This is a genomic window from Saccharopolyspora oryzae (assembly GCF_027853915.1).
Classification (GTDB): domain Bacteria; phylum Actinomycetota; class Actinomycetes; order Mycobacteriales; family Pseudonocardiaceae; genus Saccharopolyspora; species Saccharopolyspora oryzae.
On sequence record NZ_JAQGLA010000041.1, the window covers coordinates 16,145 to 31,903 of the forward strand.

The 15,759-nt window shown below is 69.8% G+C and carries 17 protein-coding genes; 8 read left to right on the forward strand and 9 right to left on the reverse strand.

The features are described from left to right. Positions 1-31: 31 nt before the first annotated feature. Positions 32-685, reverse strand: coding sequence for a hypothetical protein (locus OU415_RS22525; RefSeq protein ID WP_270951010.1), 654 nt, complete (start codon positions 683-685; stop codon positions 32-34). A gap of 303 nt (positions 686-988) precedes the next feature. Here OU415_RS22525 and OU415_RS22530 point away from each other — a divergent pair, with 303 nt between their 5' ends. The 3 genes from OU415_RS22530 (at position 989) to OU415_RS22540 (ending at position 3,439) form a co-directional block, all read left to right on the forward strand. Then, positions 989-1,936, forward strand: coding sequence for an ATP-binding cassette domain-containing protein (locus tag OU415_RS22530; RefSeq protein WP_270951011.1), 948 nt, complete (start codon positions 989-991; stop codon positions 1,934-1,936). Between the two features lie 26 nt (positions 1,937-1,962). Then, on the forward strand, positions 1,963-2,712 hold the full coding sequence (locus tag OU415_RS22535) for an ABC transporter permease (protein ID WP_270951012.1): 750 nt from the start codon (positions 1,963-1,965) through the stop codon (positions 2,710-2,712). A gap of 70 nt (positions 2,713-2,782) precedes the next feature. Continuing rightward, positions 2,783-3,439 carry a GntR family transcriptional regulator gene (locus tag OU415_RS22540; protein ID WP_270951013.1) on the forward strand — a complete coding sequence of 219 codons (657 nt, stop codon included), beginning with the start codon at positions 2,783-2,785 and terminating at the stop codon, positions 3,437-3,439. Here OU415_RS22540 and OU415_RS22545 read toward each other — a convergent pair. From OU415_RS22545 to OU415_RS22555, 3 genes are read right to left on the reverse strand one after another with little or no spacing between them, the layout of a single operon-like run. After that, positions 3,436-4,257, reverse strand: coding sequence for an ABC transporter permease (locus OU415_RS22545; RefSeq protein ID WP_270951014.1), 822 nt, complete (start codon positions 4,255-4,257; stop codon positions 3,436-3,438). The genes OU415_RS22540 and OU415_RS22545 overlap by 4 nt on opposite strands. Continuing rightward, complete coding sequence (locus OU415_RS22550; protein WP_270951015.1) at positions 4,217-5,026, reverse strand: ABC transporter ATP-binding protein; 810 nt, start codon at positions 5,024-5,026, stop codon at positions 4,217-4,219. Before OU415_RS22550 ends, OU415_RS22545 begins: the two co-directional genes overlap by 41 nt. Further along, positions 5,023-5,493, reverse strand: a complete 471-nt coding sequence (locus OU415_RS22555; RefSeq protein WP_270951016.1) for a MarR family winged helix-turn-helix transcriptional regulator — start codon at positions 5,491-5,493, stop codon at positions 5,023-5,025. Before OU415_RS22555 ends, OU415_RS22550 begins: the two co-directional genes overlap by 4 nt. Before the next feature lie 183 nt (positions 5,494-5,676). On the opposite strand from OU415_RS22555, the gene OU415_RS22560 reads away from it, so the two are divergent. Then, the gene (locus tag OU415_RS22560; protein ID WP_270951017.1) at positions 5,677-7,122 is read left to right on the forward strand and encodes an MFS transporter; all 1,446 of its coding nucleotides are present in this window, start codon (positions 5,677-5,679) and stop codon (positions 7,120-7,122) included. 10 nt (positions 7,123-7,132) lie between these two features. Then, positions 7,133-7,708 carry a TetR/AcrR family transcriptional regulator gene (locus tag OU415_RS22565; protein WP_270951018.1) on the forward strand — a complete coding sequence of 192 codons (576 nt, stop codon included), beginning with the start codon at positions 7,133-7,135 and terminating at the stop codon, positions 7,706-7,708. A 30-nt stretch (positions 7,709-7,738) separates the two neighbouring features. Here OU415_RS22565 and OU415_RS22570 read toward each other — a convergent pair whose 3' ends face one another. From OU415_RS22570 to OU415_RS22585, 4 genes are all read right to left on the reverse strand, one after another. Then, positions 7,739-8,338, reverse strand: a complete 600-nt coding sequence (locus OU415_RS22570) for an HAD family hydrolase (RefSeq protein WP_333778487.1) — start codon at positions 8,336-8,338, stop codon at positions 7,739-7,741. Positions 8,339-8,398: 60 nt separating this feature from the next. After that, positions 8,399-9,019, reverse strand: a complete 621-nt coding sequence (locus OU415_RS22575) for a class I SAM-dependent DNA methyltransferase (protein ID WP_270951020.1) — start codon at positions 9,017-9,019, stop codon at positions 8,399-8,401. A gap of 137 nt (positions 9,020-9,156) precedes the next feature. Then, the gene (locus tag OU415_RS22580) at positions 9,157-9,909 is read right to left on the reverse strand and encodes an amino acid ABC transporter ATP-binding protein (protein ID WP_270951021.1); all 753 of its coding nucleotides are present in this window, start codon (positions 9,907-9,909) and stop codon (positions 9,157-9,159) included. Beyond that, positions 9,909-10,829, reverse strand: coding sequence for an amino acid ABC transporter permease (locus tag OU415_RS22585; protein WP_270951022.1), 921 nt, complete (start codon positions 10,827-10,829; stop codon positions 9,909-9,911). The genes OU415_RS22580 and OU415_RS22585 overlap by 1 nt, the downstream gene beginning before the upstream one ends. Before the next feature lie 404 nt (positions 10,830-11,233). Between OU415_RS22585 and OU415_RS22590 the strand changes: the two genes are divergently transcribed. Further along, positions 11,234-12,124, forward strand: a complete 891-nt coding sequence (locus tag OU415_RS22590; RefSeq protein ID WP_270951023.1) for an ABC transporter substrate-binding protein — start codon at positions 11,234-11,236, stop codon at positions 12,122-12,124. 56 nt (positions 12,125-12,180) lie between these two features. On the opposite strand, the gene ssuE is transcribed toward OU415_RS22590, so the two are convergent. Beyond that, entirely contained in the window at positions 12,181-12,741 is a 561-nt protein-coding gene (gene ssuE / locus OU415_RS22595; protein ID WP_270951024.1) for an NADPH-dependent FMN reductase, read from the reverse strand. Positions 12,742-13,104: 363 nt separating this feature from the next. Here ssuE and OU415_RS22600 point away from each other — a divergent pair, with 363 nt between their 5' ends. After that, positions 13,105-14,367 (forward strand): aminotransferase family protein, encoded by a 1,263-nt coding sequence (locus tag OU415_RS22600; protein WP_270951025.1) that lies wholly within the window; start codon positions 13,105-13,107, stop codon positions 14,365-14,367. Positions 14,368-14,873: 506 nt separating this feature from the next. Then, the gene (locus OU415_RS22605; protein ID WP_270951026.1) at positions 14,874-15,386 is read left to right on the forward strand and encodes an ATP-binding protein; all 513 of its coding nucleotides are present in this window, start codon (positions 14,874-14,876) and stop codon (positions 15,384-15,386) included. The last annotated feature ends 373 nt before the right edge of the window (positions 15,387-15,759 follow it).

The following is a 15,759-nucleotide window of genomic DNA, read 5'->3' on the forward strand; positions in this document are numbered from 1 at the left end:
AATTTGCGTCTTCGCACGGCGGCGGGACGGGTCAGGCGTCGTCGGGTTTGGTGGCGTGGTCGTAGTAGCCGAGGACTCCGGTGGCCCCGTGGAGGGCGAAGTCCGCCTCCGGGGTTTTCGGTTTGCCCGCGGTTTCGATGATTCCGCGCAGGGTCACGTTGACCAGGTCGTCCAGGTCCCGCCAGCGGGCCGCCGGGTGCTCGTCGGACCGGGCGTCCGCGGCGAAATCGGCTTCGCAGCGCTGGATTCCTTCGCGGAGCCGGCGGACCAGCTTCATGAACGTGCCGTGGCCGCGGGTGGGGACCAGGTCGTCGGCGTGGGACGCCAGGAGCCCGGCCATGTAGGAGATGTCCTCGACGTGGTTGCCGAGCCACTTGCGGCGGCGGTACACGTCGCCGAGCTCCGGCCAGCGCTTGCGCGCCGCCTGCCGGGTGCGCCCGGTGACCGCGCTCAGATCGGCCAAGCTCGCGCCCAGCCACACTGATTCCTCCGCCGCCTCCGCGGTCTGCCGCATCGCGGCCTCCGCCACCTGGTCCTCGACGTCCAGCGCCGCCCGGAACCTGCCCAGCGAGCGCAACCGCCGCTCCTGCTCGTCGCCGACGTCGCTGAGCTTGGCGCCCGGGTCGACCACTTCGACCGGCGCCGCCTCGGCCAACCGCCGCACCAACCGCCCGACCTCGTCCATCTTCCGACCTCCTTGTAAACCTGAGGTTCACAGTACACCTTGTAAACCCGAGGTTCACAGTGAATTTTCTCCCGGATTCCTCCCGGATCGCCGCTGAACTGCGAATCCGCCGAATCCCGATGCCATTCCGGAGCCCCCGCCGAACAGCGTTTTCGCAGGTCAGAGCAAACATGAACGCAATGTTCACGTTTGACCGGCAACCCCCTCCCGGGGCAAGATCGAGCTCTCCCGAAACCACCCCTGAACTGGGGTTTCTTCGTCGTGCCCGCATTCGGCGGGCGATCGACCAGCTAGGAGTCGTCGATGATCCGTGCCCGCGGTCTGACCCGCCGGTTCACCGTCAAGCGCCACCCCGTCGAGGCCGTCCGCGGCCTGGACCTCGACGTGGAACCCGGCCAGCTGGTGGCCTTCCTCGGCCCCAACGGCGCGGGGAAGTCGACCAGCCTGCGGATGCTCACCACGCTGCTGCCGCCCACCTCGGGCACCGCCACCGTCGCCGGGCACGACATCCGCACCGAGCCCGCGGCCGTCCGCGCCCGCATCGGCTACGTCGGCCAGAAGAACAGCGCCGGCGAGAACTACCGGGCCCGCGACGAGCTGATCACCCAGGGCCGCAGCTACGGCATGTCCCGCCACGACGCCCGGCACCGCGCCGGCGAAGTCCTGGAGCTGCTCGACCTGACCGCGCTGGCCGACCGCAAGCCCGGCACCCTCTCCGGCGGCCAGCGCCGCCGCCTGGACATCGCGATGGGCCTGGTGAACCGGCCGGAACTGCTGTTCCTCGACGAACCCTCCACCGGCCTGGACCCGCACAGCCGCGCCAACATCTGGGAGCACGTGCTGCGGCTGCGCGAGGAGCACCGCACCACGCTGCTGTTCACCACCCACTACCTCGACGAGGCCGACACCATGGCCGAGCGGGTCGTGGTCGTCGACGAGGGCCGGGTCATCGCCGACGGCACTCCCGGCCAGCTCAAAGCCGACCTCGCCGGCGATCGCATCACGATCACCGTCGCACAGCCGGACGTGGCAGCAGCCGCCGAGACGGCCGAGCGCATGACCGACGCGGTGACCGTCGAGGACCGCTCGATCCGCGTCCGCGTCCCGCGCGCCGACGCCGCCCTGCCGGAGTACCTGCGCGCCCTGGAGGACAGGGGGATCAAGGCCATCGCGGCCGAAACCGCGCGCCCCACCTTGGACGACGTGTTCCTCGCGCTCACCGGTCGAAGCCTGCGCGAGACCCAGTCATGACCACCCACCCTGGAAAGGACCGACCGATGACCTTCTTCCGCGACACCGCAACGGTTTTCCAGCGGGAGATCACGCCGAGCCTGCGGGAGCCGACGGCGATCCTGTTCAGCATGGCGCAGCCGCTGCTGTTCCTGTTCCTGTTCGGGCCGCTGCTGGCCGGCACCCCGGGCTTCGAGGCCTCGCCGTGGCAGTGGTTCGTGCCCGGCATCCTGGTGATGATGTGCCTGTTCGGGCCCATGATGGCCGGGTACAACCTGCTGGTCGAGCTGGGCAGCGGCTCGATGGAGCGGATGCTGGTGACCCCGCTGAACCGCTCGGCGATGCTCGTCGGGCGCACCCTCAAGGAGTTCGCCCTGCTGCTGGTGCAGGCCGTGCTGCTGATCGCGCTGTCGGTGCCGCTCGGCTTCCAGCTGCACCCGGTCGGCGTCCTCGCCGGACTGGCGTTGCTGCTGGTGTTCGGCGTGGGCCTGGGGTCGTTGTCCTACGTGCTGGCCATCGCCGCGCACCCCGGCGGGGAGCTGTTCTACGCGGTCACCCAGCTCGTCCTGTTCCCGCTGATGCTGCTGTCCGGCGTGCTGCTGCCGATGGATGCCGGGCCGGGCTGGTTGCAGGTGGTCTCGCGGATCAACCCGGTCTCGCACATCGCCGACGCCGCCCGGGCGCTGTTCTCCGGGCAGCTCCTGGACCCGTCGGTGCTCGCCGGTGGCCTCGCCGCCGTCGTGCTCGCCACGATCGGTCTGGTGGTGGGCACTCGGGCCGTGAAGCGCGGGATCTGATCGCGAAAGGCTGCCGCCCGGGCCGGTCGCTGACTTAGGGTGGGGCGGCAGCCAGCGACGAGGAGGCACCGTGTCGGTCACCGGAGAACGAGCCGCAGAGCCTCGTGTGCCCCTGCGCGAGCAGGTGCGCCAGGAGCTGCAGGCCCGGATCGCCTCCGGCAGGCTGCTGCCCGGCGACCGGATCTTCGAGCAGGACCTCGCCGTTGAGCTGGGGATTTCCCGAGTTCCGGTGCGCGAGGCGATCAGGATGCTGCAGAGCGAGGGCTTCGTCGACGTGCCGCCCGGCCGCCGCGGTGTGTTCGTCCGCGGGCTCGACCGCCAGCAGGCCAAGGAGCTGTTCGAGGTGCGCGAGGCGCTGGAGGTCTACGCCGCCCGCCTGGCCGCCGAGCGGGCCGAACCCGGTGACGTCGAGGTGATGGCCGAACTGGCGCAGCGGTCCCGCGCGGCGCTCGAATCCGGTGACATAGATCAGATGTCCAACGCCAACGAGGCCTTCCACGAGAAGCTGGTGGACCTGTCGGGCAACGACCTGCTGGCGTCGATGCTCGAGCCGCTGCACGGCAGGCTCGCCTGGCTGTTCCGGATGAACCTCGAGCCCGAGCGGGTGTGCCGCGAGCACGAGGCCATCCAGGCCGCGATCAGCGCCGGCGACGCCGACCGGGCGGCCGAGGTGGCCAAGCAGCACGTCCTGTCCAGCCAGCGGATGGTGCTGGAGCGGATGCTCTAGCGGGCGAGCCTGGCCAGCAGAGCCGAGGCGACGCAGATCATCGCGACGGCGGCCACCACCAGCACGCCGAAGTCCAGCATTAGGTTCGCGGGCAGGCCGAGCAGCAGTCCGCGCAGCGCGTCCACCTCGTAGCCCAGCGGGTTGACCCGGTTGACCGCCTGCAGCCAGCCCGGCATCAGCTCCACCGGGTACAGCGCGTTGGAACCGAAGAACAGCGGCATGGTGATCGCCTGCCCGATGCCCATCAGCCGGTCCCGCGAGAGCACCAGCCCGGCGATGGTGATCGACAGGCAGCAGAAGAACGCCGACCCCAGCAGCACTGCCACGACCACGCCCAGCAGCCGCAGCGGGTTCGCCGTCATCGACACCCCGAGCAGCGCGGCCAGCACCAGCACCACCAGCGCCTGCGCGAGCGCGCGCACGCCGGCTGCGAAGGCCTTGCCGCTCACGATCGCCACCCGAGGCGTCGGGGTGACCAGCAGTTTCGCCAGGACCCCGGCGTCGCGCTCCCAGATGATCTGGATGCCGTAGAAGATCGCGACGAACAGCGCCGACTGCGCCAGGATGCCCGGTGCCAGGTAGTCCAGGTACGGCACGTCGCCGGTCGGGATCACCCGCAGGCGGTTGAACGTCTCGCCGAAGATGACCAGCCACAGGGCGGGCTGGATGGCCCGGGTGATCAGCTCGGTGCGGTCGTGGCGCAGCTTCTGCAGCTCGACCAGGCACATCGTCCCGATCCGGGACGCCATCAGCCCGATCGGTCCACGTCGCAGCGGCTCAACCGACACGACGTGCGACCCGGCGTGCTGCACGGACATCGCGCATCCCCTCCCCCGTGCTCTCGCCCAGCGCGTCGCCGGTCACCGCGCGGAAGGCGTCTTCCAGCGTCGCCTCCGGCCCGACCTCGGTGCGCAGCTCCAGCGGTGTTCCTTCGCGGTGGATCCGGCCGCGGTGCATCAGCGCGACCCGGTCGCACTGGCGGTCGGCCTCCTCCATGTAGTGCGTGGTGACCAGCACCGTCATCCCGGTGGCCGCCCGTACCTCGTCGATGCGCTCCCACACGCCCGCGCGGGCGATCGGGTCCAGGCCGATCGTCGGCTCGTCCAGCACCAGCAGCCTCGGCGCGCTGACCAGCGCTTGGGCCAGTTCCAGGCGGCGGACCATGCCGCCGGAGTAGGTGGCCGCGGTCCGCTCCGCGACGTCGTCCAGGCCCACCGAGCGCAGCGCCGCGTCGACCGCATCGCGCCGCTGCGCCCTCGGGACGTCGAAGAGCCGGGCGAACAGCTCGACGTTCTCGCGGCCGGTGAGCGCGGAGTCGGCCGAGAGCTGCTGGGGCACGTAGCCGATCAACCGGCGGGCGGCGAGCTTGCGGCGGTTCACGTCGACGCCGAACACCTCGATCGCGCCGGGCGCGGCGGGCAGCAGCGTGGCGATCATGCGGATGGTGGTCGTCTTGCCCGCCCCGTTTGGGCCGAGCAGCCCGAACACCTCCCCCGAGACGATGCGCAGGTCCACGCCGTCGACGGCCACCGTGTCCCCGAAGCGGTGGCGCAGGCCTTCGCAGCACACCGCGAGTTCCTCGGTCATGACTCCTCCAGATCCGGCGGCTCGTCGGCCGACAGGTTCGCCAGCAGTTGGCGCAGCGCGGGCAGCGCCTGCCGCAACGCCTCCTGATCGGCCTCCGGGAGCTGGGCGACACCGGCGCCGACGAGCTCGGAACGCGCCTCGCGCCAGTACGCCAGGCGGTGCTCGGCGAGGTCGGTGAGCTGCAGTTTCGCGGCGCGGCGGTCATCGGGATCCGGGTGCCGTTCCAGCATTCCCATCGCGACCAGCTGGTTGACCAGCGTGCTGACCGAGTTGGGCGCCAGGTGCAGCACCTCCGCCGCCCCTCGCACCCCGATGCCCGGTTGGTCCTCCACGGCTCGCAGCAGCTCGACCTGCGCGCCGCGCAGCTTCGGACCGGGCGCTTCCGGCCGCAGCCTGCGGCGAACCCGTCGGCGCAGGCCGGCCAGCACCGACATCAGCTCGTCGCCCACCGCCACCGCATCGCTCATAGCACCAAAGTACCTCTTACTAAGAGCTACTTCCATCTTGATCAACTCGTCCACAGTGGATGAATAATCGGACGAATTTCCATTCATCACCGGAAATTCCATCCAAAGCACCCTTGTGGGACTGGGTGAACACAGGTTCACTTGCTTGGTGAACACAAGTTCACCTGAAGAGCGAGGAGCCCGATGAGCAGCCCCACGGCCGCATCCCAGCGACGTTCCAAGATCGTCATCGGAGTGCTCGCCTCCTGCGGGATCGCGGTGTCGCTGATGCAGACCCTGGTCGTACCGCTGCTGCCGGAGTTCCCCAGGCTCCTCAACACCACCCCCGCCAACGCGGCGTGGCTGGTCACCGCGACCCTGGTGGCGGGCGCGGTGTGCGCGCCGGTGCTCGGCCGCCTCGGCGACATGTACGGCAAGCGGCGGATGCTGCTGGTCTCGCTGGCCGCCATGTCCTCGGGCAGCGCCATCGGCGCGGTCAGCGACGACTTCGGTGCCGTGCTGGTCGGCCGGGTGCTGCAAGGCGCGGCGATCGGTGTCGTGCCGCTGGGCATCAGCATCATGCGCGACGAACTGCCGGAGGAGCGGATCACCTCCGGGGTGGCGCTGATGAGCGCGACGCTCGGGATCGGTGGTGCGGTCGGGCTCCCGGTGACCGGAGTGGTCGCCGAGAACTTCAACTGGCACTGGCTCTTCGGCGGTGCGGCCCTCTTCGGCCTCGTCGAGTTCGCGCTGGTGCGCCTGGTGGTGCCGGAGTCGGCGCTGCGCAGCGGCGGGCGGTTCGACTTCGTCGGCGCGCTCGGGCTCTCGGCCGCCCTGACCTGCCTGCTGCTGGCGATCTCCAAGGGCAACGACTGGGGCTGGACCAGTCCGCCGGTGCTCGGCCTGCTCGTCGCGGCCGCTGCCCTGTTCCTCGTGTGGGGCGGCTACGAACTCCGCACCCCGTCCCCGCTGGTGGACCTGCGGGTCTCGGCCCGCCCCGCGGTGCTGCTGACCAACATCGCCTCCGTGCTGATCGGGATGGCGATGTTCGCCGGGTTCATGGTCGGCGCGCAGATCATGCAGGCCCCGGTGGGCACCGGCTACGGCTTCGGGATGTCGCTGGTGGTCACCGGACTGGTGCTGCTGCCGATCGGCGGGGCGATGGGCGTGTTCTCCCCGCTGTCGGCGCGGATCTCGCGGCGGCGCGGACCGCGGACCACGCTGATCCTCGGCGGATCGGTGCTGACCGCGGGCAACCTCGCCGGATCGTTCCTGCACGACCCGCTGCCGCTGGTGGTGTTCAACCTGACGATCGTGGCGATCGGCGGTGCGCTGGCCTACGGCGCGCTGCCGACGCTGATCATGCGCGCCGTGCCGCCGGCCGAGACCGCCGCTGCGAACAGCCTCAACACCCTGGCCCGCTCGATCGGCACGTCCAGCTGCAGCGCCATCGTGGTGGCGCTGACGACGGGGTCGGTGGTGCAGATCTCCGGGGTCGAGTACCCGTCGGTCACGGCCTACTCCTGGGTCTTCCTCGTCGCAGGCACGGCGGCGCTGCTGGCCGCGCTGATCGCCGCGGTCACCCCGTCCGCACGTCGGTACGCACCCGTTGTCCCGCAGGTGGCGACCGCGACCGGGCAGGCGCGCTAGCCTGATCGACATGTCCAGCCCGGCAGTCGGCGACGATCAGCGGCGTGATGCCTGCGCAACCCGCGAGGCGATCCTGAAGGCGGCCCGGCGCCGCTTCTCCTCCTGCGGCTACGCCGACGTGACGCTGCGCGACATCGCGGCCGACACCGAGGTGAGCGCCGCGCTGGTGGTGAAGTACTTCGGCAGCAAGGAGGACCTGTTCACCGAAGCCTCGGGCTTCGAGCAGGACGCCGAGCGGCTGCTCGACTGCGAACTCCCCCAGCTCGGCGAACACCTGGTGCGCACCTTGCTGGACTACCACGAGCAGACCCAGGGCGACCCGCTGCTCCGAGCGGTGTTCACCTCCTCCCGCCCGGCGGGAGCCCAGTTCCGGGCGAACTTCGAGCACCAGCTGCTCACCCGGCTGGCCGAACGCCTCCCCGGCCCCGACGCCCAGCTCCGAGCAGAACTGGTCTGCAGCCACCTGATGGGCCTGGCGGCTTCCCGCCTGGTCCTCCGAACCGAGGCGATCACCGCGGAACCCAAGGAGAACCTGGTCGCCATCACCGCGCCCCTGATCCAGAACTGGCTCGACGGCCCGCTCTGAGCCGCGGCTCGCCAGCTGGGCCAACGCCCTTCAGCCGAGGGCAGCTCGGAGCTGGTCCGGGTCCTGGTAGTGCACGCCGATCATGCCGAGATGACTTGCGGCCGCGACGTTTTCCAGGGTGTCGTCGATGAACAGGCATCGATCGACGTCGGCTCCGGCCCGTTCCGCGGCGAACTGGTAGATGCGCGGATCGGGTTTGGCCGCGCCGACGCTGGAGCTGTTCACCACGGCGTCGAACAGGTCGAGAACGCCCAGCTCCGCCAGGTCGGACTCGAGCCTGGTCGTCGCATTGGACACCAGCACGACCGGCACTCGCAGGTCGGCGAGGAGTTCCGCGACCTCGTCCACGAGGTCGCCGACCGGCGCGGACCACTGGGCAACGACAGCGCGTGCTGTCTCGACACCGCAAAGCACGGCCAGGTCCGCGGTGATGGCCTGGCGCCACTGCTCGTCGGTTTGAGCTCCGGTGATCGCGGGTTTCAGGCGTTCCGGGGCGAACGCCGCGCCGGCCAGCGCCCCCTTCGGCAGGCCGCCGTGGCGCTCAGCGTCATGCATGATCGCTGGATCCCACCAGCGAAGCACACCGTCCAGATCGCACAGAACCGCATCGAACGTCCGCACGCCGATCATGCTCCCACCCCGCCAGCCTCCCGACACGCGAGGGCATGTCGGGAGGCGCACCAGTGCCGGTCAGCGGACTTCCAGGACTGGGATCTTGCAGCGGACGTCCTCGCCGTTGACCGACTCCCACTCGTCCGCTTCGCGGAGGTGGATTCGGCCCGCTTCGACCAGGCCGTTCAGGTATTCGCCGACCTTGCGGGACTCCCAGACGTGGGCGACCGTGGCGACCACCAGGCCTCCTGGGCGGACCACGCGGACCAGTTCGTCGAAGACCTCCGGGCCGACGTGGCCATCGGTGATCGTTCCGACGCAGATCGCCGCCGCGTAGGTGTTGTCCGGGATGTCCAGGCGCTTCGTCAGGTCTGCTTTGGTCAGGTTGCGGTAGGCGCCGGTCGCGCGGGCCTGGTCGAGCATGCCCCGGGACAGGTCGAGGCCGTCGATCACCGCCACCGACCGGGACGCCAGCACCTTGCCGACCAGGCCCGTTCCGCAGCCCGCGTCCAGGACCGGGCCCAGGTCCGCGCCGGCCAGGTCGACCAGGCGGTTCGCGGCGTTGGCCGGGGCGACGTAATCCATCCCGGCGAGCATGTCCGCGTCGTACTCGGCGGCCCACTCGTCGTAGACCGCTTCGGCTTCCTCCTTGCTCTTGAGGTCGTACGCGCGCTGCAACTTCGGGCTGCGGCCAGTCATGGTCGACGCTCCTTCCGCTCGGATCACCTCGACCTTCGCACGATCCGATCCCCGGGAGTACGACCGAGATCACAGCCGCCGGCCGCGAACCTCCGCCTCCGGCGCGCTGTTCGGGCAGGTCAGCGGCGGATCTCCCCTCACAGCACGTGTTCCAGGAACTCCCTGGTCCTCGCCTCGCGGGGCCGGTCGAGCAGTTGGCCCGGCGGCCCGGATTCCAGCACCTCGCCGCCGTCGAGGAACACGACCTCGTCGGCCGCTTCGCGAGCGAAACCGATCTCGTGGGTCACCACCAGCATCGTGTGCCCTGCGGCGGCGAGATCGCGCAGCACCGCCAGCACCTCCCCCACCAGTTCCGGGTCCAGCGCGCTGGTCGGCTCGTCGAACAGCAGCAACTTCGGTTCCATCGCCAGCGCCCGCGCGATGGCGATCCGCTGCTGCTGACCGCCGGAAAGCTGCCGCGGGTAGGCATTCTCGCGCTCGGCCAGGCCCACTCGGCGCAGCTTGTCCCGAGCTCGATCCTCAGCGTCCTTCCTGGACAGACCGAGCACCCCGATCGGCGCCTCGACCAAGTTCTGCAGCACCGTCAGGTGGCCGAACAGGTTGAAGTCCTGGAACACCATGCCGATCTGGGCGCGCTGGCGGGCGACCGCGCGGTCGCCGAGCTCGTGCAGGCGACCACCGGACTCGCGGTAGCCGATCAGCTCGCCGTCGACCTCGACCCGCCCCGCATCGACCTTCTCCAGGTGGTTGACGCAGCGCAGCAGCGTGCTCTTCCCGGAGCCGGACGGCCCGATCACGCAGGTCACCCCGCCCCGGCGCACCGACAGGTCCACCCCGCCGAGCACCCGCGTCGAACCGAAGCTCTTGTGCAGACCGCTTATCTCCAGCATCAACGGGCTCCCTTCAGCACGGCCCGGAGCCGTTGCAGGGGTGTCGGCGGCAGCTCGCGCTCCGCGCCGCGGGCGTAGTGGCGCTCGACGTAGTACTGGCCGGCGGTGAGGATCGAGGTGACCACGAGGTACCAGGCGGTCGCCACCAGCAGCAGCGGGATCACCTGGTAGTTGCGGTTGTAGATCAGCTGCACCGAGTACAGCAGGTCGTGGACCGCGATGACGCTGACGATGGACGTGCTCTTGAGCGTTCCGATCAGCATGTTCCCCGCTGGCGGGATGATCGACCGCATCGCCTGGGGCAGCACGATCCGCCGCAGCACCCGCAACCGGGACATGCCGAGCGACTGCGCGGCCTCGGTCTGCCCGGCGTCGACGGACAGGATCCCGGCGCGCACCACCTCACCGGCGTAGGCGGCCTCGTGCAGCACCAGGCCGATCACCGCGGTCGCGGTGCCGCCGATGAGGTTGACCGTGTCGAACGTGAACCACGGGCCGAAGCTCACCGTCGGGTACAGCGCGCCGATGTTGAACCAGAACAGCAGCTGCACCAGCAGCGGGATGGAGCGGAAGAGCCAGGTGTAGAGCCAGCTCACAGCGTTGAGCACGGGATTTCCGGACAGGCGCATCACGGCCAGCACCGCGCCCAGCGCGAAGCCGAGCACCATCGTGACCGCGGTCAGCCACAAGGTCAGCCAGAGGCCGTTGAGCACGGCGGGCAGGGTGAAGTGGGCACCGACCACGGACCACTGGAAGTTCGGGTTCGTGGCCATCGAGTGGACCACTGCGGCCAGCACCGCCACCGCGGCGAACGCGGCGATCCACCTCCCGGGGTGTCGGGTCGGGACCGCCCGGGGCGGATCGGTCGGCGTGGCGGTCCGGACCTCCGGAACCGCTTGGAGGTGCGAGGATCTGGTCATCAGGACTTCCCGTCGGACTGCGATTTTCGCTGGGAGCGCGGATTTCGGCGGACCGACTTCAACGACATGCCGAAACCGCCTTGAAACAAAGGGGAAACGCCGCGCGGGAACCACCCACCACCGAGGTCCACGCTATCGATCCCGACCGGACCGTCAAGGACGTCCCACAGGTTGATCGGCGTTGACACCCCGTTCAGCACCGGGCGATTCTCGGGTCGTGACCAGGCAACTGCGTTTGGTGAAGCGCAACCACATCGACCTCGCCCTGGTGTGGTCGGCCGCTTGTCGCGGCTGACGCTCCCGACTTCGCGCCGCCGGCCGCTCAGCCGGCGCCTCCCCGCACGGGCCCCACCACCACACCCGTTGCCGTTCCCCGGAAGGGTCGTCACCGAATGCTCACGCGCGTGAGAACAGCCGTCACCGCACTCGCCGCCGCCGGACTGCTCGCCGGTTGCGCACCCGCTCCTGACCAGACCGGACTGGACGTCACCGCCGACGTCGTGTCCCCGGTCGCGAAGGACGAAGCCATCGCCGCACTGCTCCCGCCGGAGGTGCGCGACTCCGGAGTGCTGAAGTTCGGCAGCTCCATCGGCGGCCCGCCCGCCGCGTTCTACCTGCCGGACAACACCACCGCCGTCGGCCTGGACGTCGACATCGCCGACGCGGTGGGCCGCGTGCTGGGCGTGCGCGTCGAGCGGCAGGAGGCCTCGTTCGAGGCGATCCTGCCCGCGCTGGGCAGCGGCAAGTTCCAGGTCGGCACCGGCAACTTCGGCGTCACCGAAGAGCGCAAGAAGACCATCGACTTCGTCACCTACGTCGACGACGGCCAGGGCTTCGCGGTCCGCAGCGACAGCGACCTCCCACCGGTCACCGACGTCGTGCAGCTGTGCGGGCTGACCATCGGCACCGGCGCGGGCACCACGTTCGAGTCGACCCTGAACGCGCAGCAGCACCGCTGCGCGGAGGCCGGGCGCCCGCCGTACCAGGTCCAGGTGTTCAAGGAGCGCAGCGCCAACTACTCGGCCTTGCAGCAGGGCAAGGTCGACGTGGTCATGAACACGATCAACGGCCTGCACCACGCCACGTCGCAGCAGCCGAACCTGCGCTACCTCAACGACTTCCGCCGCCTGGACGTCGGATTCGCGCTGGCCAAGGGCTCACCGCTGGCGCCCGCGCTGCAGGCGGCGGTCGACAAGCTGATCGCCGACGGGAGCTACCAGCGCATCCTGCGCAAGTGGGGTGTCGAACCGTCGGCGATCCCGCGCTCGCAGATCAGCCCTCCGGAACTGCGCTGAACGCGACGTGGGCTGTCGGTCCCGGGCAGGACCGACACCCCACGTCGTTGCTGCGATCAGGCGGTCCGGCCGAGGACCGTGGTGTGCGGGACGCCGTCGAGGGCCTTGTCGAACTGCTCGATGACGTCGGCCAGCGGGCCTCCGCTGTCCGGGTGGACGCTGATCTCGTCGTCGACCACCGTGACGTGCTTGTCGAGCAGGAAGAAGCTCTGCACCGCGTGCCGGGCGCCGAGCGAGTGCACCACCGGGCGCAGGGCGTAGTCGATGGCCAGGACGTGGGCGACGGTCCCGCCGGTGGCCAGCGGCAGCACCGCCTTGCCCGCGAAGCCGAACTGCGGCAGCAGGTCCAGGAAGGACTTGAGCAGGCCGGAGTAGCTCGCCTTGTAGGTCGGGGTGGCCAGCACGATCCCGTCGGCCGCGGCGACCGCGGCGGTTGCTTCGGCGATGGCCGGGGCCCGGGTGTCGGCGCTGAGCAGCGCGTCCGCCGGGAGGGTCCGGACGCGCAGGTGCTCGACGCTGCGGCCGGCGCCGGACAGGCGCTGGGCGATGTGCTCGCCGATCCGCTCGGTCTTCGAGGTTCGCGACGGACTGCCGGAAATCACCAGAACTCTGGACACAGGTGCTCCCTGGGTTCGAAATCCTCCATTGTGGACTGATTCGCGCCTTCCGCTCAGGTGCGCGGAACTCCGGATCGACATGCCTGGGCGCAGACGCGCCGGAAGTCGACGTGCCGCCGCCTGGTGAGCACCGGGAACATCACGGACCAATCGTCGACTTCGCACCGAGCGGGTGTCAACGCTTCCCAGCAGCCGGGAGCAGCACCCGCTGGACCACAGTGGACGGAGAGGCAGCCGAGCACGGAGCGTGATCGCGGGGAGGTGTCGATCTGGCCAATCCGCGAGCTCGACTTCGGCGTTTTGGCACTGGCGCACCGGTGTGCGGCGGGGAAAGCTGAGGGCGCGACACCGAAGGAGGAACGCATGTCGACAGCACCGCGCAGCACTGCGCTGTGGCACCCGTTCGCGGACATGTTCGAGGTCAAGTCCAGCCAGTTCACGGTCAGCCGGGCCGAGGGCGTCTGGGTCTACGACCAGGACGGACGCCAGTACCTCGACGGCACCGCGAGCCTGTGGTACGCCAACGTGGGACACGGCCGCACCGAGATCGCCGAGGCGGCGGCCGCGCAGATGCGCACGCTCGAGTCCTACTTCGTGTTCAACGACTTCACCAACCCGCCGTCCGAGGAGCTGGCCGACCGGCTCGCCCAGCTCGCGCCGGTGGACGACGCGAAGATCTTCCTCACCACCGGCGGCGGCGAGTCGATCGACACCGCCGCCAAGCTGGCCCGGCAGTACTGGGCGCAGCGCGGGCAGCCGCAGCGCACGCACATCATCAGCCGCGGCAACGCCTACCACGGCACCAACGGCATGGGCACCAGCATCGGCGGCATCGAGGTCAACCGGGCCGGCTTCGGCGACCTGGTCCCGGAGACCACCCGGGTGGCGTACGACGACGCCGAGGCCCTGCGCGAGGCCATCGAGAGCATCGGTGCCGACCGGGTCGCGGCGTTCTTCGCCGAGCCGGTGATCGGCGCGGGCGGCCTCTACCCGCCGGAGCCGGGCTACCTGGAAGCGGTGGCCAAGCTGTGCGCCGAGCACGAGATCCTGTTCGTGGCCGACTCGGTGATCTGCGGTTTCGGCCGCGTGGGCAGCTGGTTCGGCGTCGAGCGCTGGGGCCTGCGACCGGACATGATCACCTTCGCCAAGGGCGTGACCAGCGGATACCTGCCGCTGGGCGGCGTGGTCGCGTCCGATCGCGTGGCCGAGCCGTTCTGGGAGCACCCCGGCCGCGTGTTCCGGCACGGCGCGACCTACTCCGGGCACCCCACCGTCGCCGCTGCGGCGCTGGCCAACCTCGACATCCTGGAGCGCGAGAAGCTGCTGCAGCGCGCTGACGAGCTGGAACGCCCGCTGCACGACGCTCTGCTGCAGCTCGCCGACCACCCCGCCGTGGGCGAGGTGCGCGGTGGCGTCGGACTGCTGGGCGCGGTCGAGCTGGCGCCGGAGGTGCTGGCCGCCGACCCGGGCGCCGTCGGGCGCGCGCAGAAGGCGATCCGCGAGCTCGGCGTCATCGTGCGCCCGCTGGGCAAGGCGCTGGCGGTGTCGCCGCCGCTGACCATCGCCGAGTCCGAGATCGAAATGCTCGGCAAGGCGATCAGGGAAGGACTTGACACCATCGGATGACCTCGTCGGGGTGAATGCGAAGCACCGCATTCACCCCGAGCCGGGGACATTCGTCGCCGCCCATTCAGCAGCTGGACATCGGGCACTCATCCACCTGGAATATTCCCGTTGCAGAAAAGATACGCGGCGGTCTGTACCAGACCGGATTCGTCACGTACGTTTCTGTTCAGCCCTGCTGTCGCGGCCGTTGGCGCACCTGTTCGACACCATCTGCTGCGGTATCGAAAGATGCTGCGCCGCAACGCGATCGGCAGCCAAACGTCCACAGCAGACCATCGAGGGAAGTCGACATGCACCGAGTCACGTGAGGCTCGCACCGCGGCACCCGGCCGGGGCGCCGGGCAGCGCGCGGTGCACGCCTCGGAGAAATCGACATTCCCCGGAACCGGCCCGGCGAGCAGTGACTGAAAACCACCGCCCCTGTGCACGAGCCGCCCGAACGAGTTGGCAAAATACGGCTTCCGGGTGACGACGCGCAGCGGACGCGGATGGAGGACGACAGCCAGGTGAACACCCAAACCGCACAAGTCGACGACCTTCGGCTCATCGCACTGCCCAGCGCGGTCAGCTGCGCCGAGATGTTCGTCCGGTTCACCCTCGCCGAGTGGGCCCTGCGCGATCTGATCGACGAGACCACGCAGCTCACCACCGCCCTGGTCACCGCGGCCGTGGACAACGCGAACCAGGACTCGGCGGGCTTCATCACCGTGCGCCTGCGGCTCAGCGGGGACAGCCTCCTCGCCGAGGTCGAGGACGAGCAGGCCACCCTCCCGCCGGCGCTGGCGCCCGGGTTCGCCGGTGGCCGTTGCGGTTCGACCGCCCTGCGCGGCGGCGGCAGCGTCGTGTGGTGCGAGGTGCCGCTCCCGGGTGGGGTCTCGGCGGACTCGGTCCCGCTCCCCCGCCGCTCCAAGACCAAGCGCAGCCCGATGGCTGAACACCCGGCCGAGGAAACCGCCGAGATCGACCCAGAGGTCGTCAAGCGCCTGCTCTCCGGCCTCTCCAACGCCGACCTCCCCTAATCGGCCCCTGTTTCAGCTGGTCATGACACGTGAGCACTTTGGGGCGCTATAACCCCCCAAAGTGCTCACGTGCATCTACCAGGCAAAACGCACTCGCACGCCCCTGATCAAGGCTCTTGATCTTTTGCCTGATCAGGGCTCTTGATCTTTTGCTTGGATTCGCCGCCAGGCGAATAGCCCACCCTCGGCGCTTGCACCGCCGCGGGTTCTCAGCGTTCGCCTGGCGAGGACGGCCCGACTGCCGTGTATTGGCATACATAAAGTCGGGCACCCGCAGACCAGGCGGGCGCTGAGGTTCCGCCACCCGCACCGCCACGCAAAACGAGTGCTTCAGACAAACAAGACAGGCGTGAGTTTCGGGGGCGGGTTAGGT

Excerpts from the sequence above, each read along its gene's own strand:
- OU415_RS22525 (WP_270951010.1), bottom strand. The coding sequence starts at position 685 with ATGGACGAGGTCGGGCGGTTGGTGCGGCGGTTGGCCGAGGCGGCGCCG.
- OU415_RS22530 (WP_270951011.1), top strand. The coding sequence starts at position 989 with ATGATCCGTGCCCGCGGTCTGACCCGCCGGTTCACCGTCAAGCGCCAC.
- OU415_RS22535 (WP_270951012.1), top strand. The coding sequence starts at position 1,963 with ATGACCTTCTTCCGCGACACCGCAACGGTTTTCCAGCGGGAGATCACG.
- OU415_RS22545 (WP_270951014.1), bottom strand. The coding sequence starts at position 4,257 with ATGTCCGTGCAGCACGCCGGGTCGCACGTCGTGTCGGTTGAGCCGCTG.
- OU415_RS22550 (WP_270951015.1), bottom strand. The coding sequence starts at position 5,026 with ATGACCGAGGAACTCGCGGTGTGCTGCGAAGGCCTGCGCCACCGCTTC.
- OU415_RS22555 (WP_270951016.1), bottom strand. The coding sequence starts at position 5,493 with ATGAGCGATGCGGTGGCGGTGGGCGACGAGCTGATGTCGGTGCTGGCC.
- OU415_RS22560 (WP_270951017.1), top strand. The coding sequence starts at position 5,677 with ATGAGCAGCCCCACGGCCGCATCCCAGCGACGTTCCAAGATCGTCATC.
- OU415_RS22565 (WP_270951018.1), top strand. The coding sequence starts at position 7,133 with ATGTCCAGCCCGGCAGTCGGCGACGATCAGCGGCGTGATGCCTGCGCA.
- OU415_RS22570 (WP_333778487.1), bottom strand. The coding sequence starts at position 8,338 with ATGATCGGCGTGCGGACGTTCGATGCGGTTCTGTGCGATCTGGACGGT.
- OU415_RS22575 (WP_270951020.1), bottom strand. The coding sequence starts at position 9,019 with ATGACTGGCCGCAGCCCGAAGTTGCAGCGCGCGTACGACCTCAAGAGC.
- OU415_RS22580 (WP_270951021.1), bottom strand. The coding sequence starts at position 9,909 with ATGCTGGAGATAAGCGGTCTGCACAAGAGCTTCGGTTCGACGCGGGTG.
- OU415_RS22585 (WP_270951022.1), bottom strand. The coding sequence starts at position 10,829 with ATGACCAGATCCTCGCACCTCCAAGCGGTTCCGGAGGTCCGGACCGCC.
- OU415_RS22600 (WP_270951025.1), top strand. The coding sequence starts at position 13,105 with ATGTCGACAGCACCGCGCAGCACTGCGCTGTGGCACCCGTTCGCGGAC.